This window comes from Nocardia jinanensis, from assembly GCF_014645735.1.
GTDB classification, from domain to species: Bacteria; Actinomycetota; Actinomycetes; order Mycobacteriales; family Mycobacteriaceae; genus Nocardia; species Nocardia jinanensis.
This window is the reverse complement of sequence record NZ_BMMH01000010.1, coordinates 136,560-153,386: the sequence shown is the minus strand read 5'-3', so window position 1 is coordinate 153,386 and position 16,827 is coordinate 136,560. Positions and strand designations below refer to the sequence as shown.

General features: G+C 65.5%; 14 protein-coding genes and 1 pseudogene. 5 read left to right on the top strand and 10 right to left on the bottom strand.

Annotated elements, in window-relative coordinates:
- Positions 1-122: 122 nt before the first annotated feature.
- The 4 genes and pseudogenes from IEY68_RS22730 (at position 123) to IEY68_RS22715 (ending at position 4,268) form a co-directional block, all read left to right on the top strand.
- A complete protein-coding gene (locus IEY68_RS22730; RefSeq protein WP_189094450.1) occupies positions 123-977 on the top strand; it encodes an RsmA family anti-sigma factor in 855 nt (284 codons plus the stop codon).
- 559 nt (positions 978-1,536) lie between these two features.
- The gene (gene trxB / locus IEY68_RS22725) at positions 1,537-2,526 is read left to right on the top strand and encodes a thioredoxin-disulfide reductase (RefSeq protein ID WP_062999095.1); all 990 of its coding nucleotides are present in this window, start codon (positions 1,537-1,539) and stop codon (positions 2,524-2,526) included.
- A gap of 25 nt (positions 2,527-2,551) precedes the next feature.
- Positions 2,552-2,899 (top strand): annotated as a pseudogene (gene trxA, locus IEY68_RS22720) (thioredoxin); the annotation flags it as partial.
- Positions 2,900-3,074: 175 nt separating this feature from the next.
- Entirely contained in the window at positions 3,075-4,268 is a 1,194-nt protein-coding gene (locus IEY68_RS22715) for an N-acetylmuramoyl-L-alanine amidase (RefSeq protein WP_062999099.1), read from the top strand.
- A 23-nt stretch (positions 4,269-4,291) separates the two neighbouring features.
- Here the strand turns inward: IEY68_RS22715 and IEY68_RS22710 are convergent, their stop codons facing one another.
- The 10 genes from IEY68_RS22710 to rpmH all read right to left on the bottom strand — a co-directional run bounded on the left by IEY68_RS22710 (position 4,292) and on the right by rpmH (position 13,912).
- Positions 4,292-5,017 (bottom strand): hypothetical protein, encoded by a 726-nt coding sequence (locus tag IEY68_RS22710; protein ID WP_062999101.1) that lies wholly within the window; start codon positions 5,015-5,017, stop codon positions 4,292-4,294.
- Between the two features lie 217 nt (positions 5,018-5,234).
- Positions 5,235-6,251: a ParB/RepB/Spo0J family partition protein gene (locus IEY68_RS22705; RefSeq protein WP_062999109.1), complete on the bottom strand. Its 1,017-nt coding sequence runs from the start codon at positions 6,249-6,251 to the stop codon at positions 5,235-5,237.
- Between the two features lie 73 nt (positions 6,252-6,324).
- Complete coding sequence (locus IEY68_RS22700; protein WP_189094449.1) at positions 6,325-7,281, bottom strand: ParA family protein; 957 nt, start codon at positions 7,279-7,281, stop codon at positions 6,325-6,327.
- A gap of 1,554 nt (positions 7,282-8,835) precedes the next feature.
- On the bottom strand, positions 8,836-9,960 hold the full coding sequence (locus tag IEY68_RS37345) for a DDE-type integrase/transposase/recombinase (RefSeq protein ID WP_189094448.1): 1,125 nt from the start codon (positions 9,958-9,960) through the stop codon (positions 8,836-8,838).
- A 306-nt stretch (positions 9,961-10,266) separates the two neighbouring features.
- A complete protein-coding gene (gene rsmG / locus IEY68_RS22690; RefSeq protein ID WP_189094447.1) occupies positions 10,267-11,013 on the bottom strand; it encodes a 16S rRNA (guanine(527)-N(7))-methyltransferase RsmG in 747 nt (248 codons plus the stop codon).
- Positions 11,014-11,185: 172 nt separating this feature from the next.
- Entirely contained in the window at positions 11,186-11,731 is a 546-nt protein-coding gene (locus tag IEY68_RS22685) for a Jag family protein (RefSeq protein ID WP_058854863.1), read from the bottom strand.
- Positions 11,732-11,806: 75 nt separating this feature from the next.
- Positions 11,807-12,910: a membrane protein insertase YidC gene (gene yidC, locus IEY68_RS22680; RefSeq protein WP_058854862.1), complete on the bottom strand. Its 1,104-nt coding sequence runs from the start codon at positions 12,908-12,910 to the stop codon at positions 11,807-11,809.
- A gap of 4 nt (positions 12,911-12,914) precedes the next feature.
- Positions 12,915-13,262 carry a membrane protein insertion efficiency factor YidD gene (gene yidD / locus IEY68_RS22675; protein WP_058854861.1) on the bottom strand — a complete coding sequence of 116 codons (348 nt, stop codon included), beginning with the start codon at positions 13,260-13,262 and terminating at the stop codon, positions 12,915-12,917.
- Positions 13,259-13,663 carry a ribonuclease P protein component gene (rnpA, locus tag IEY68_RS22670; protein ID WP_058854860.1) on the bottom strand — a complete coding sequence of 135 codons (405 nt, stop codon included), beginning with the start codon at positions 13,661-13,663 and terminating at the stop codon, positions 13,259-13,261. Before rnpA ends, yidD begins: the two co-directional genes overlap by 4 nt.
- Before the next feature lie 105 nt (positions 13,664-13,768).
- The gene (rpmH, locus tag IEY68_RS22665; protein WP_058854877.1) at positions 13,769-13,912 is read right to left on the bottom strand and encodes a 50S ribosomal protein L34; all 144 of its coding nucleotides are present in this window, start codon (positions 13,910-13,912) and stop codon (positions 13,769-13,771) included.
- 564 nt (positions 13,913-14,476) lie between these two features.
- On the opposite strand from rpmH, the gene dnaA reads away from it, so the two are divergent.
- Positions 14,477-16,708: a chromosomal replication initiator protein DnaA gene (dnaA, locus tag IEY68_RS22660; protein ID WP_058854859.1), complete on the top strand. Its 2,232-nt coding sequence runs from the start codon at positions 14,477-14,479 to the stop codon at positions 16,706-16,708.
- The last annotated feature ends 119 nt before the right edge of the window (positions 16,709-16,827 follow it).

The window sequence follows — 16,827 nt, the reverse complement described above, 5'->3', positions numbered from 1 at the left end:
ATTATCAGTGACACATTTTTCCTCCCGAACGGTATGTACCCGAGGGAGTACACAACCACCGGCCATAGGGATCGGTACCCGAGTCAGATGGACGCAGTAGCAGCATTGGAGGTGTGCAGGTCATGAGCCCTATTCCGCAACCTCCTTTCACCGAGGAGTTGCTCGCCGATCTGCACGCCGGAAATATCGATCCGGAACTCGGTGCCCGCCTGTGGCCCGCGGCACAGCGCGACCCGGAGGCCAAACGCTATCTGGATTCGCTCGACGAGATCCGGGGTTCCCTGGCCGCGCTACGCGGCTCGGAGCGGATAACCAGCCCGATCCCCGGCGATATCGCCGCACGTCTGAACGCGCTGGCCGAATCGCTGGGCGGGCCGGTGGGTGATTCGGGACGGGATAGGGCGTCGGTCGAAGTCACCGAACCGCTGGATGGCCGAGCACCCGGTCGCTACCACTTCCCGCAACCCTCTCCCGGTCCCGCGGCCACCCGTTTCGGGAACGCAGGTCCCGGAACACTTTCCGAGCATTCCGGCGCCGCCCCGATTTCACTGGACGCGCGCCGCCGCAAGCGTCCGATCGCAGCCGCACTGGCCGCCGCGGCGGTGATCGTGGTCGCCGCCGGCGCCGCTTTCTTCGCCGTCGGCGATTCCGATCGCGAAACCACTCCCACAGCCGCTCCACCTTCGGACAGAGCCGAACCGGGCCCCGAGCTCGATACCGCGGTGGCCCTGCGTGCTCTCGGCCGCAACGATGTCCGCGGCCGGCTCGCCGACCCCGCCGCCCTCACAGCGTGTGTAGCGGCAGCCGGGATCGACCGCCCGGTATTGGGGTCCGCCGATATGGACTTCCGCGGCCGCGAAGCGGTACTCATCCTGGTCGGGGGGCGTAACGGAGCCCAGATCACCGCGCTGGTGGTCGGCCCCGGTTGCGGGCCCGGCAACCCCGAAGTCCTCGCGCCCCCCACCGATATCGGCTAGGCGTACCTCCGCATTCGCTCCGGCCGTGCGCTCCCTGCGTACCACCGCATTCGCTCCGGCCCTGCGCTCCCTGCGTACCACCGCATTCGCTCCGGCCCTGCTCTCCCTGCGTACCACCGCATACGCACCGGCCCTGCGCTCCCTGCGTACCACCGGGTCCGCTCTGGTCATGCGCGGGCTATGGAAGCTCCGCCCCACTGCGGCCCACCAGGCGTACCTCCACCTTCGCTCCGGCTGTGCGCGAAGTACGGAGGGCTCCACCCAACTGCACCCACCAAGCGACGGGACGGCGGCCGAATCGACGGCGTCCTGCATATATGCGCCGGCCTGCAAGCCGAACCGGATACCGACCTCCGCCTTCACCGCGGCCATGGGCGGACCAGAGAGGTCTCTGCTGAACTGCCGCCCACAGGCGTGCGTCCGCGCGCGCTGCGGCCATGTGTCGGCTGCCGAAGGGGCTGCGCTCAGCGGCATCCGCCAGGGGCGGGAGAGCGGGAACAAAGCGCGTCTACGCTGTTGTTGACCGAAACGTCCCCGCTAGCTTTTCTGGAAGGGTCCCATGAGCACGCCAGTTCGCGACCTGATCATCGTCGGCTCCGGACCGGCCGGTTACACCGCAGCCGTGTACGCCGCCCGCGCCGAACTCCAGCCGCTCGTGTTCGAGGGCACTCAGTTCGGTGGCGCGCTGATGACCACCACCGAGGTGGAGAACTACCCCGGTTTCCGTGACGGCATCATGGGCCCCGACCTCATGGAACAGATGCGTGAGCAGGCAAAACGCTTCGGCGCGGATATCCGTACCGAAGATGTGGACGCGATCGACCTGAGTGGTCCGGTGAAGAAGATCACCGTGGGCGACGACGTCTACGAAGCGCATGCGGTGATCCTCGCCATGGGCTCGGCCGCACGCTACCTCGACGTACCCGGTGAGCAGGATCTCCTCGGCCGCGGCGTCAGCGCGTGCGCCACTTGCGACGGCTTCTTCTTCAAGGGCCAGGATATCGTCGTGGTCGGCGGTGGTGACTCAGCGATGGAAGAAGCGATCTTCCTCACCAAATTCGCCGCCAGCGTCACCATCGTGCACCGTCGCGAAGAATTCCGGGCCTCGCGGATCATGCTCGAACGCGCCAAGTCCAACGAGAAGATCCGCTTCCACCTCAACGCCGAAGTCGTGCGGGTACACGGCGAAACCAGCGTCACCTCGCTGACGCTGCGCGATACCCGGACCGGTGGAACCTCCGAGGTCGCCGCCACCGGCCTGTTCGTCGCGATCGGCCACGATCCGCGCAGCGAACTCGTCCGCGGCCAGGTCGATCTGGACGCCGAGGGCTATGTGCAGGTGCGCGATCCGGGTACCCAGACCACTGTCGAGGGCGTCTACGCCGCCGGTGACCTGGTCGACCACACCTACATGCAGGCGATAACCGCGGCCGGTACGGGCTGCCGCGCCGCTATCGACGCCGAGCGCTGGCTCGCCGAAAAGGGCGATATCACCAGCAATACGCTGCCGCATGCCGACGAGTCGATCGACGTCGCCGTAGCGAACTGACCCGCGGGCGAGTCACGCCCGGAGATCAAGGAGAACATCCATGTCCGAGAGCACCAATACGGTCACCGTCACCGACAAGTCGTTCGCCGACGACGTACTGCTGAGCGAGAAGCCGGTGCTGGTCGATTTCTGGGCCACCTGGTGCGGACCGTGCAAAATGGTCGCCCCGGTCCTGGAGGAGATCGCGGGTTCGCACGGCGAGAAACTCACAGTGGCCAAGCTGGATATCGACGCCAACCCCGAGACCGCCCGCGATTATCAGGTGATGAGCATCCCGACTATGATCCTGTTTGCCGGTGGCAAGCCGGTGAAACAGATCGTCGGAGCCAAGGGCAAGGCCGCTCTCCTGCGGGAACTCGACGGCGTTATCTGACGTCTCGAATACGCCAACAGGCGGCCGTGACACGGCGACGCGCCGTATTATGCCCTGACCAAGATTGTCGAATTCCGGTCCGGGTCTGACAGAATCGACCACGCTCCGTCGTGCGAGGGTGTAGGCCGTCGCATGAGTGGGTACCCGGGATTGACGGAAGGAAGGGCCCTCACGCATGCACCGACTTCGTCACGGCGACACCGGTCCAGCCGTAGCAGAGGTTCGGAGCACCCTGGCAAGTCTGGGGTTCCTGCACGCGCACAACGGCGTGGACACCGATAGCGCGGGCGAATACTGGAAAGACACCGAAGCCACCTTCGATTATCAGCTCGACTCCGCGGTGCGTGCGTTCCAGCAGCACCGCGGGTTGCTGGTCGACGGTACTGTCGGTCCGGCCACCTACCGGGCGTTGAAAGAAGCGTCGTACCGCCTGGGTGCCCGAACCCTCATCTACCAACTCTCCGCACCGCTCTACGGTGACGATGTCGCGACATTGCAACGCCGGCTGCAGGACCTCGGTTTCTACGTGCACCGGGTGGACGGTTTCTTCGGTCCGCATACCCACGAGGGTCTCACCTCGTTCCAGCGCGAGATCGGCTTGTCGGCCGACGGTATCTGCGGTCCGGACACCCTGCGCTCGCTGGAGCTGCTCGGCGCCCGGGTCACCGGCGGCAATCCGCACCGGATCGCGGAGGAGGAAGTGGTGCACCGGGCGGGTCCACAGCTCACCGGTAAACGCATCGTTATCGACCCGGGTCTGGGGGGAGAGGATCGCGGCCGCTCCGTACCCACCGAGTTCGGCGACGTGTACGAATCGGAAGTCCTGTGGGATCTGGCCAGCCGGCTGGAAGGCCGGATGGCCGCTACCGGGATGGAGACGTTCCTGTCCCGCCCATGGGGGAGCAATCCGACAGATGTGGAACGCGCGGAAACCTCCAACGCCTTCGATGCCGATCTGATGATCTCGCTGCGGTGTGCATCCAACTCGAGTCCCATGGCCAACGGCGTAGCCGGGTTCTATTTCGGTAATTCACACGGCTCGGTCTCCATGATCGGGCAGGTGCTGGCCGGGTTCATCCAGCGCGAGGTGGTGGCCCGGACCTCCCTGCAGGACTGCCGCACCCATCCACGTACCTGGGACCTGCTGCGACTGACCAAGATGCCGACCGTTCAGGTCGATCTCGGCTACGTGACCAACCAATACGATGCGTCGGTACTGGCCAGCCCGCGCATGCGCGATGTCATCGCCGAAGCCATACTGATCTCGGTGAAACGCCTCTACCTGCTCGGACAGGACGACCAACCCACCGGTACATACACTTTCGCCGAACTACTGGCCGAGGAACTCGCCGCCGCCGACAGCGGATAGCGAATTCCTCAGCCGCGCGGCTTCTACAGGGTGAGCACCCGGGTCGGCACGGTCATGGACGCGGCGGCGAGCAGCTGATCGAGAGCGTGCTCGACGTCTTCCTTCCAGCCGTGGTCGGAGTCGAGTTCGAGCCGCAGCCGCGGGAAGCGATGATGCGGTGCCACCACCTCGAATCCGACTTCCTCCAGGAAATCGGATTCGATCATGCAGTTCTGCGGACTGCATTCCAGACTTGACCGTCGCGCTCCGCGGTCGGGCGCGCCGATCCGTTCCATCAGGCGCATGGTCCCGGTGGGTCGGTCGGAGAGGGCTGTACTCGATGGGGCCCCCCGGATACCGAATGCTTCGAGGGCCCGGACGCCTCGCCGGATCAGATCGGTGACCACCCCCTGCACCAGACGGTAGGCGATATCTCCATCCAGGTCGGGGTACTCCGTGCCGAGTGTGGTGAGCAGTATCGCGTCGGGGCTCACCGGCGAGGTAGGGAACAGGCCCGACCTGGGGACGACCCGCGGTGGTGCGTACAGAGCGCACCCGACGGTTTTGTCGTCGACTGTCGCGAGTTGGCCACACGACCCCCACTCGAGCATGACCGTGGAGATCCAGGCTTCTTTCTCGAATACCGGATCGCTGAACCCACAGGAGTCCGCGGCCACCGCGGGATCCATTTCCCAGAACACACAGCGGCGGGCATGCGCCGGTAGCCGGCTGATGCTCTCCAGGGTTAGTCCCGTGACGCTGGTCGACACCGCTCTGCTCAGCCTCCAGCTATCCGATTCGTCTACACTCACGCCGCATCATAGTTTTCTCGACAGCCAGAATATGCGATCAAGCGAACCCGCCTCATTTCGCGTCACCATGATCTTCGATTGATGTCCGCCGTCACGCTCGACGCCCCGATTCCGTTCATGTCACAGTGACGTTTCATCTCCGGGGGAGAGTTCGCGTGGTCGACGCGGCAAATTTTCAATTCTCGAGTGCGGATTGCATCATCAGATCGACGATCCGTTCCAGATCGTCCACCGATCCGAACTCGACCACAATCTTGCCCTTCCGCTTACCGAGACTCACCGAAACTCGAGTATCGAACGACGTGGACAATCGATCGGCAACATCTTGTAGACCGGGAGAGTGGATGGGCGGCCGCTTCGGTGCCGGCGGTTTGAGCGGTTCCTGTTCGCGGTTCGCCAGCTTCACCGCTTCTTCGGTGGAGCGCACCGAAAGCCCCTCGGCGACGATTCGAGCAGCCAGCACTTCCTGCCCGTCCGCTCCACCTTCCAGACCGAGCAGCGCCCGCGCATGCCCGGCGGAGAGCACCCCTGCCGCGACCCGGCGCTGCACCGGAATCGGCAGTTTCAGCAGCCGGATCATATTGGTCACCACCGGCCGGGACCGGCCCAGCCGGGTCGCAAGCTCTTCCTGAGTGACGCCGAACTCCTCCAGCAGCTGCTGATAAGCCGCCGCTTCTTCGAGGGGGTTCAGCTGGACGCGATGAATATTCTCCAGCAGTGCGTCCCGGAGCATGGCATCGTCATTGGTCTCCCGGACGATGGCCGGAATCATCTCCAGCCCGGCCTTCTGACAAGCCCGCCAGCGACGCTCACCCATGATCAACTGATAGCGGCCGGCACCGGGCTCCAGCTCGCGGACCACGATCGGTTGCATCAACCCGAACTCACGGACCGAGTGCACCAGTTCGGCCAGTGCCTCGTCGTCGAAATACTGGCGCGGCTGCTTCGGATTCGGCTCGATCTTGTCCGGCGCGATCTCTCGATACACCGCGTCACCCGCCGGTGCCAGGTCCAGCACTTCCACCGGCTCCGGCACCTGATGCAGATAGGTGGACGCGGGGCGAGGCCCAGGATCCAGACCTATCACCGCATTGGCCGCCTCGGTGCCCAATCCCGCTGCGACCGGCGCCGGTCCCGTCGGGATCAATGCCGCAAGACCGCGTCCCAGTCCACCCTTTTTCGACTGACTCACCGGCCTACCCTTTCCCTTGCCCGCGTCCACAACCACGACCGATCACACACCCGATCCATTCACTTCGCGTCATTCACTCCGCGCCGTCTGCTGACGCGACTTTCTTCACCGCACCGCGTGCAGCCATCTCCCGCCCGGCATCCAGATAACTCAAGGCACCACGGGAGCCCGGATCATAATCGAGGACCGTCATCCCATATCCGGGGGCCTCGGAGACTTTCACACTGCGGGGGATCACCGAACGCAGTACGACATCGCCGAAGTGACTGCGAACCTCTTCGGCGACCTGGTCCGCCAGCTTGGTGCGGCCGTCGTACATGGTGAGCACCACAGTCGACACATGGAGTTCGGGGTTGAGATGCGACTGCACAAGACCGATATTCCGGATCAACTGCCCCACGCCTTCGAGGGCGTAGTACTCGCACTGGATAGGAATCAGGACTTCACGTGCAGCAACCATCGCATTGATGGTGAGCAGACCGAGCGAGGGTGGGCAGTCGATCAGGACGTAATCGATGCCGTAGCCCGCGATATTGGCTTCCTGGATAGCTCCTTTGAGCCGTGCCTCCCGGGCCACCATCGAGACCAGTTCGATCTCCGCACCGGCCAGATCGATTGTCGCCGGAATGCAGAGCAGGTTATCGCTGTGCGGGCTCTGCTGGATCGCATCCTGAACCTTGATCTCGCCGATCAGTAGTTCGTAAGTGGACGGGACACCGGAATGATGCTCGACCCCGAGAGCAGTACTGGCGTTACCCTGCGGATCCAGATCGATCACGAGCACCTTCATCCCTTGGTGCGCCAGAGCTGCGGCTAGATTCACCGTCGTCGTGGTCTTACCCACTCCGCCCTTCTGGTTGGCCACGGTGATGATGCGTTGCTCATGCGGTTTCGGCACTGTCACCTTTCCTGGGTGCATTAGCTGGCTCGCGCGGTGCGCTTCGGCAGCGATCGGGGTTTCGGTAGGGGAGATATGCCCATACGGCGTACTCCCGAAGGCTTCCGGGCCGATATTGCTGCCGTCCAGCATTCCCGGTACGCGTGATGTTTCCCGTGAAACATTCGCTGAACCGCTCGACATAGACCGCTCCTAACGCGAGAACTGCAAGATCACGTGGCGTGACGGACGTCGGCGCCGTGTCGTCGAAACAAGCTGTACTGAGTCGAATCACGCTCCACGGCGACCTCGGCGTCTGCGAACGGACCGGACGGCTTCGCAACATGCGTGATCATGCGAAGCTACCTCCTCCGACGCTGACACTCAGCCGCCAGTCGACCGAGCGGAGCTTTGCCGTCGCAACACCAAGATTCCTTACGTGGCACCGACGCTCACGCCCGACGCTCAACAGCTTGCCAGCCGCAGGCGTGATAAGAAAGCTGAATCGCGGCGACGCGCCCATGACACGCACAATTTTTCCGGATTCGGACCCAAATCGTGGGGTCGCAACCGATCCGCGCATCGATGTTTCCCGTGAAACATCGATGCGCGGCTCACGAAGAGGCCAGTGGGTACACACCGCGGCTTCGTCGGCGCGGGGCAGAAATGACGCCACCACCTCTGGATGCGCACCATAACCCGGCTGAGCCGAAACGATCGCTACCGCCTCTCGCCATTGTCCCGATGAGTTTCACGGAGAACCGTGATATCCCGTCTGGAGTCGCCGATTTCCGGCTTGCGGAGTAGGAGCAGAGACCGATGAATGACCAGCCTCGGCGGTCAGCGCGCTGGCCATCACGCTACACATGGACCCCGGGTTACGAGCCCAGTTGTCACAGTGACGTTCCGGGAGGTAGGCGGGGTGACACCGGGCAAGTGGACGTCGACGGCGCCCACGACATCAACAGAGTCGAAAAGCGTGGGGAGCAAACACCCACGTAGCCTCGACCGGCAGCGCCATTTCACGACTCGCCCGCGCAGGCCGCCCCACATCCGCCCATCAACGCCAGCGCGTCCACCGCATCAGCGGCCTCACCGCGGATCGCATCGACTTCTGGATCCCGGCGGCAACACCAGGGAGCCCCGATCCCGCGTCGGCCGCACCCAAAGGCGGCAACGGAACAGAGTGCACCGGGGGCCGACTTCGCCGGCCGCGCCGGGCCGACAGCTCAAACCACACCAGGGACTCACAGGACCACCGCACCGGGGAAGAAGCGCGAATGGATCGTCTCGATGTGCCACGCGACGTGCTGGAGCTGATCGCCAGAGCGGACTACGCCAAACGTGCCGGGGGAGCCGATGCAACGCCGACCGTTTCGTCCACGACGACCTCCGACTGATCCGTGCGGCTGCGCCCCTCTGACCGAGTCCGATCCGGCCACCTTCGCTCGCATCGGCCGTTCCGCCGGGCGCGATGAGCGCGACCAGCGCGGATCCCGGCCGATATCGGCATTGCGCTACCCGCGCGGGAGTGTTCCGTCGATACGCACGGCCGGCGCGCAAACTCCGGCGGCGCTGCCCCGTCTCGCACGAAGAGGCTCACACACCCTGCCTGCCGAAGATTGTCGGCGCACCGCCCGTTCGAGAGATTCTCAGGATCGGGGCGTTGAAGTCCGGTGACAGGCGCGCCCGGTAGCCCGAGCGGACCTACGTCGCCAGTACATCCACGACCGCAGTACCGGCTGATGCACGACGAACGCTTCCCGAAACCGGCCGCCCTGAATCTCCGGCCATCGAGCTCCGGCCATCGAGCCGCCGCGGCGCAGACCTGGTCCGCGCGATGCGCTCAGCGGATCCATGCTTCCGCACCCGGCAGACAGCCATGGGCGCATCGAAGACGGGGTGCGCAGCCTTTTCGCTTCGATAGCCGGGACTCCGGCGGCTGTACTCGGTCATGACGTTGGTGTCAGTCGGGTGATCGGGGGCGGCCGCCGCAGGCGGTGTGTGGGCGAGCGTAGTTGTAGTGCTCCAGCCATGGGGCGAGTGCGTCGTGGCGGGCCTGGTTGGAGGTGAACGGGTGACGGTAGGCCCAGTTCTCCTGCAGTGTCCGGTTGACCGTTCGGCTTTGCCGTTCCGCCAGGGGCAATGCGGTTTGGTCCTGATGTGTTTCGCGTTCAGAGCCGAGAGCGTGGACTGGAACTCTCGGGAGCGTCGATAGTTCAGTGCGTTATCGGTCATCACGCGACGAACCTCGACACCGTGACCGGCGAAGAACAAGGCGGCGGCGTTCAGGAACGCTGCGCAGGTCCCGCCTTTCTCGTCGGGCAAGATCTGGGCGAACGCAAGCCGGGAGTGGTCATCGACGGCGACGTGGACGTAGTCGAACCCGATCCGCACCCGCCTGTCGGTACGGTGGTTGATCGTGTCGTAGCCATCGAGGCGCCAGCCGCCGCCCTCAGGGATACGCCCGAGCTTCTTGACGTCGATATGGAGCAGGTCGCCGGGGCGAGGGTGTTCATAGCGCAACTGTGTGCGCCGTGATGCGCGGATCACGACACCGGTGACCGGGTCGAGCTCGAACAAGCGAGGCAGACCCGCACGGGCGATCAGGCGTGAGGCGGTGGACGCACTGACTCCGGTGCGCAGCGCGAGCGCTGCCGGGCCGAGACGCTCGGCCTGACGCAGGCGCAGCACTTCACCTGCCAGCTCGGGTGGGGTCACCGACGGTAACCGTCGTGGTCGTGAGGACCGATCGAGCAGCCCCGCTCGGCCCTGGGCACGGAACCTCGATACCCATCGGTGCGGAATCCGCAGGGTAAGCCGCGAGAACACCACGGCACCGGGGGAGACCGCCGGGGGAGGAATCCGCAGGATCGGCCCAACCCCGACCCGACCGTCCTCCACGGGCCCCAGCCGGGACTCCGGGACTCCGGGACTCCGGGACTCCGGGACTCCGGGACTCCGGGACTCCGGGACTCCGGGACTCCGGGACTCCGGGACTCCGGGACTCCGGGACTCCGGGACTCCGGGACTCCGGGACTCCGGGACGGATGATCGTTCATCCCGCAGTCGGCGGCAAGTGAATGTTTCCCGTGAAACATTCACCGCCGGACCGAGCACGGATGGACGGACTTCTCTCTACGGCCGACCGACCCGGCGCTCCGCACGCGCCGCGCGCCTGGCGGATTTCTTCGGCGCACGCTCAGAGCGCCGCAGCCGTTCCGCCGACAGGACCACGGTGGGTGTGGTGACTATTCCGGCCCCACATTCCAGTACGGAGAAATTACCGGCGCCGACTCGCTCCACCGCTGCGCGATCACGCTCCAACTCCTCGGCAACACTCGAGCCCTTGAGGGCGAGCATATGTCCATGGTCGCGGAGCAGGGGGATCGACCACTCGGCCAGGCGCGCCAGGGGAGCGACCGCCCGGGAGGTGACAACATCCGCGCCGCCGGCCTCTTGGATGACGCCGGGTTGTTCGGCTCGGCCGCGAACCACCGTGATCGTGAGACCGGCCGCGTCGATGAACTCTTTCAAGAAGACGGTCCGGCGCAAGAGAGGTTCGACGAGGACTATGCGGAGATCCGGGCGGGCCAGTGCGAGCGGTATCCCGGGCAGTCCGGCGCCGCTACCGATATCGACCACCGATGCGCCCTCGCCGATCAGTTCACCGACGACCGCGCAGTTGAGGATGTGCCGATCCCAGAGTCGCGGAACTTCCCGGGGCCCGATCAGTCCACGCTCGACGCCTGCTGTGGCGAGGGCCGTCCAGTACTCACGTGCCAACTCCAACCGCTCACCGAATACCATCTCCGCTTCGGCCGGTGGCAGCGATTCCGGTGGTCCGGCCTCCGTATCGCCGAGATCAGGTTTCACGTGAAACACCCTTCTATATGGTCGTGGCGAATTGTCTGCATGGAATCATCCGCTACCGACCTACAACCGTAGCCGCGGCGCGACGACGATGTCCGGCCACCGGATACGGAGGAGGCCCGGGTCCGTGGACCCGGGCCTCCTCCGGTCGCTCTGCACCCGACTACTGCTCGGGCCCGCAACCTCATTCCGGTACGACGACCACCCGGCGATTCGGCTCGACACCCTCGCTCTCGCTCGCGACACCGTCGATCGAGGCGACGGCGTCGTGCACGATTTTGCGCTCGAACGGGGTCATCGGAGCGAGCTCTTCGGGCGCACCCGTCTGCAGGACGCGCTGCGCGGCCGCGGCGCCGAGGGCACTCAGATCCTCCCGGCGCTTGGCGCGCCAGCCCGCCACATCCAACATGAGGCGACTGCGAATACCGGTCGACTGCTGGACCGCCAGGCGGGTGAGCTCCTGGAGCGCGTCGAGCACCTCGCCGCTGTGGCCGACCAGCTTCGTCAGATCCTTGCCGCCGTCGATGCTCACCACCGCGCGGTCACCCTCGACGTCGAGATCGATATCACCGTCGAAATCGAGTACATCGAGGAGCTGCTCAAGGTAGTCGGCGGCGATCTCACCCTCTTCGATGAGCGCCTCTTCGGCGTCGATCACCGCATCATCGGACTCGGCCTCCACGACAGTCGTGGATACGGTGGCGTCCCCACCTTCGGTCTCGAGAGTCATATATTTCCTTTTTCTGCTCGCCGGACTTCGGCCGCCCCGGCCGGAGTCACGATCACAAGGGGTCTGGGGAGTGGTTCAGCGTCGGCGCTTCTGATTGGCGCGGCCGCGGTTGCCCGGTCGCTTCTGGCCACTCGACCGCCGCTGGCCCGACTGCTGCTTTCCACCCGCCTTGGCCGCCGGCTTCGCCGGTGTCGAACCGTTGGTCTCCGCAGCGCCGGTCTCCACCGAACCGGAGTCCGACTCACTGTCCGCCTGCACAGCCTTCTTCTTGGTGTCGACGGGTTTGGCTCCGGGTTTCGGCGCGTTCTGAGCCTGCTTCTCCGCTTTGGCCGCTCGCTTGGCTTCCTCTTCCTTGGCCATCCGACCGAAGACGAGGTGCTGCTGACCGTAGGTCCAGATGTTGTTGGAGACCCAGTAGAGCAGGATGGCGATCGGGAGGAACGGACCACCGACGAGCACACCGAACGGGAACACCCACAGCGCCAGCTTGTTCATCAACGCGGCCTGAGGATTGGCCGCGGCCTCGGCGCTCTGCCGGGCGACCGACGCCCGCGCATTGAAGTGAGTGGCGATGGCGGCAATGACCATCAGCGGAATGGCGACCGCGGCAATGCTCACCTTGCTCGGGATACCGCCGTAGTCGGCGAAGGCCAGCAGTTCGTCGGCCGGCGCGGTGATGAATGCCGATATCGGGGCACCGAAGATACGTGCGCTCAGGAACGACTGCACATCGTCTGCGTTGAAGACGTAGTTCGGGGTGTGTGCGTTGGTGTAGGGGTCCATACCGATTTGACCGAACCCGTGGCCGGTCCGGTTGAACGACCGCAGCACATGGAACAGACCGAGGAACACCGGGACCTGGGCCAGGATCGGCAGGCAGCCCATGAGCGGGTTGAAGCCGTGGTCCTTCTGGAGCTTCTGCATCTCCGTCGCCATTTTCTGGCGGTCGTTTTTGTACTTCTTCTGCAACTCTTTGATCTGTGGCTGCAGTTCCTGCATCTGCTTGGTGGTACGCACCTGCCTCACGAACGGCCGGTAGAGCACCAGACGCAGCGTGAAGACGAGGAAAACGACGGCCAACGCCCAAGACAGGCCGTTGTCCGCCCCGAAGGCGAAGCCGAAGACCCGGTGCCAGAACCAGAGGATCCAGGACACCGGATAATAAATGAAATCGAGCACGGCTCTATGCACTCCCGTCGGTAGTGTCACCGATCACCGCATGCGGTGATCCCTTACAAGCTTCGGTCCGCGGATCGTCGTGGCTGACGCTGCGCCGCCGCTCCGGCACGGGATCCCATCCACCAGGGTGCCAGGGGGCGCATTTGGCCAGACGCACGGCCGTCAGTCCGAGTCCGAACACCAGCCCACGGGTGCGTAGCGCGGTGACCGCGTATTCACTGCAGGTCGGCGTGAACCGGCACACCGGCATACGGGTGGGGGAGACATAGGTCCGGTACAGCTCGATCAGAAAGATCAGAATATTCGCGGGCCACCGGCGAACGGTGGCTGTGCACACGCTCAGGGCGTTCATCGCGAAATACCCCGGCCGGCTACCGTCACGGCCGATAGGGCACCGAGCTTGCGCAGCCCGCTCACCAGTTGCCGGCGCAGCTCACCACTGTCGGCCGTGGCGGCGCCGGGAAGTGCGCGGATCACGATATCCACCTCGGCGGGGATGTCGGCGGTCAGTTCTGCACAGATATGACGCAGGCGGCGGGCCACGCGGTGCCGTACGACCGCATTGCCCACCGCCTTGCTGACGATCAGCCCGAAACGCGGACCACCGAAACGAACCGGCGCGTCAGGCGCTGCCGGATCCACCTGGCCGACCAGAACATGGACGACCAGATCACCTTTTCCCACTCGCCGGCCGCGCCGTACCGTTCGGGAGAAATCGGCACGATCGTGTAGCCGGTGCGGCTCAGGAAGCACCCGGACACCCGGGGCTCGTCGAAGCCGCCGCTGCGGCGCAGCTACCGGCGGCGTGGGTCACGGGGTTCGGCGGACCCGGCATCGGACACCGAATTCGACGGGGAATCAGGCGGTGAGGGTGCCGCGGCCCTTACGGCGACGCGCGGAAACGATGGCGCGGCCCGCACGGGTCCGCATCCGGAGACGGAAACCGTGGACCCGCGCCCGACGACGGTTGTTCGGCTGGAACGTCCGCTTGCCCTTGGCCACGGTGAACACTCCTCGAATTGGTGGGCGCCCTGCGGCACCCGAAGCTTTTCGGTGATTCTGGCGATGTCTACCCGGCGCCGCGGTTCTGGCGAACGGTCAGCACAGAACTGTCACCACGCCGGGGGGTGACTGTACGAGGGTACTTACCCAGTTATACCGGGTCAAACTCGCCCCCGTTGTGGCGATCCGCGCGACCCCGGTACCCGCTTCGCGGCGGGGATCGTCACCGTGCGATCGTGGTGGCGCACAGGGGTGCAGACCCAGGCACCACCCGCCGACCCGCGCACAGCGCGGACTGCGGTCGGCGGTCCGCTGAGATTGTCCCCACCTGTGGATAATTGTGTGGAAATACCCTGTGGATGACATATTCGTAGGGCCGAAGGTGCCACGCCGCAGCCGGGAGAACGGGGATTCCGAGCAGCGTCTCCGGGGCGCCGTATCCACGGGGTACGGCTGATCGGTGGTGCGGACGTACGCGGTGTCACTGGGACGAACCAGTACAGTAGACGCACCGCGAGCCCCGGACGTCTGCGCCGAGCAACCGACTCCCGGGGAGGACACTGGATGGACGACGAGCAGAACGTACTGGCCACCGTGTGGCCGGAGGTGGTCGCGGAGTTGACCACCGGTTCGCCCGACGGTGCCATCGGCGCGGTGACCCGAGCTCAGCAGGCCTGGCTCAAACTGGTCAAACCGTTGATGGTTGTTCAGGGTTTCGCGCTGCTCTCGGTTCCGTCCTCGCTCGCCCAGGAAGCCATCGAACGTGACCTGCGCGAACCCATCCTCCGGTCACTCGCCCGGCGGCTCGGGCCGCAGGTGGAGGGCCTCGGAGTCCGGATAGCCGCACCATTGCCCACCGGTACCGACAACGGGCCCGCCCGGCACGCCCGGATGACCAGCAGGCCGGAACCGGTCATCCCCCGGTCCGAACAGTTCGGCACCGGTCGATCCGGGCCGGCGCCCGTCGCCTATCCCGCAACCGGGCCCAGCGGGCCCGCGTGGCCCGTCGACGGCGTGCGCAATTCCGACGGCGGCGAGGTCCCCGGCCGCGGATATCCGCCGCAGCCCGGATTCCCGCGCACTCCGGAAGCGCCCGGTGAGCCGCGTTATGCGCGGCGTGGCTTCTCGCACGAAGCCGAACTGCCGCTCACCGGTGAGTTGCCTCTCAATCCGGCGCTCCCACGCACCACCGACCCGATCGGGGGCGAGCCGGTACGCCGGTCGACCCTGCCCGAGCTGCCACACGGGGGGGACTTCCCGACCGAACCCGCGCATCCCCACGAGGCCGAGGACCCGAGGCGGGAGCCTTATCCCGCCGCACGGCCCTACCCGCGCGAGTACGCGCCGGCCACGGACTATCCGCGGGACAACGGCTACGAGCGGGACCGGGAGTATCCGCCGGCGGAGTACCTGGATTCCTATGGGGGCAGCCGCGGCGATATCGCCGACCCGGCAGCCAACAGCCATGAGCGTGGTGCGCCCCCGCTTCGGGACTCCGCCTCCGAACTCGATCCGATCGTGCCGCCGCGGCGCGCCGGCCGGCCCGCGCAGGACACCCTGTTCGCGCCCGACCTCGCCCCCGGCGATATCGCCGCACGGGACGGGATCCGCGATACCGATCGCAACAGTCTGCGCGAGAGCGTCCGCGATTCGGGGGTCGAGCCCGAGCCCGACGTCCACCTCGAGGACGAGAAGGTGGTGAACGTCCGGGATTCCTGGCCGACCTTCTTCGCGAAATCGTCGGACTCCGGTGATACGGCCAGGCCCGCGGCGAGCCTGAACGCGAAGTACACCTTCGAAACATTCGTCATCGGCGCGTCCAACCGGTTCGCCCACGCGGCGGCGGTCGCTATCGCCGAGGCCCCGGCCCGGGCCTACAACCCGCTGTTCGTATGGGGTGCCTCGGGCCTGGGCAAAACTCATCTGCTGCATGCCGCCGGCCACTACGCCCAGCGTCTCTTCCCGGGGATGCGGGTCAAATACGTCTCTACCGAAGAATTCACCAACGACTTCATCAACAGTCTGCGTGACGACCGCAAGGTGGCGTTCAAACGCCGCTACCGGGAGACCGATATCCTGCTGGTCGACGATATCCAGTTCATCGAGGGCAAAGAAGGTATCCAGGAAGAGTTCTTCCATACCTTCAACACCCTGCACAACGCGAACAAGCAGATCGTGGTGTCCTCGGATCGCCCGCCCAAACAGCTGGCCACGCTGGAGGAACGGCTGCGTACTCGCTTCGAGTGGGGCCTGATCACCGATGTGCAGCCGCCCGAACTGGAGACGCGGATCGCCATTCTGCGCAAGAAGGCGCGAATGGATCGGCTCGACGTGCCGCACGATGTACTGGAGCTGATCGCCAGCCGGGTCGAACGCAATATCCGCGAACTCGAGGGCGCACTGATCCGGGTCACCGCTTTCGCGTCGTTGAACGGGCAGCCGCTGGATCAATCGGTGGCCGAAGTCGTGCTGCGCGATCTCATGCCCGAATCGCAGGATGTGGAGATCACCGCGTCCACGATCATGGGTGTCACTTCGGAGTACTTCAACACCTCGATGGATGAGCTCACCGGCCCGGGTAAGGCCCGGCCGCTCGCCCAGGCCAGGCAGATCGCGATGTATCTGTGCCGCGAACTCACCGATCTGTCGCTACCCAAAATCGGGCAGGCGTTCGGTCGTGACCATACGACGGTCATGTACGCGGAGAAGAAGGTCCGCAAGGAGATGTCGGAGCGTCGCCGGGTGTACGACCAGGTTCAGGAACTCACCGCCCGGATCAAACAGCGCTCCCGGTGACCTTCTCGGGCAGACGGTCCCGGCATCGGGTTCGCGCAGAGCATCGACCGAGGCGATGACTTCGGCCCGGTCTGCGTCGGCAATCTGTTCGATCGGGGCGGCGGTGATACGCGGCCGGG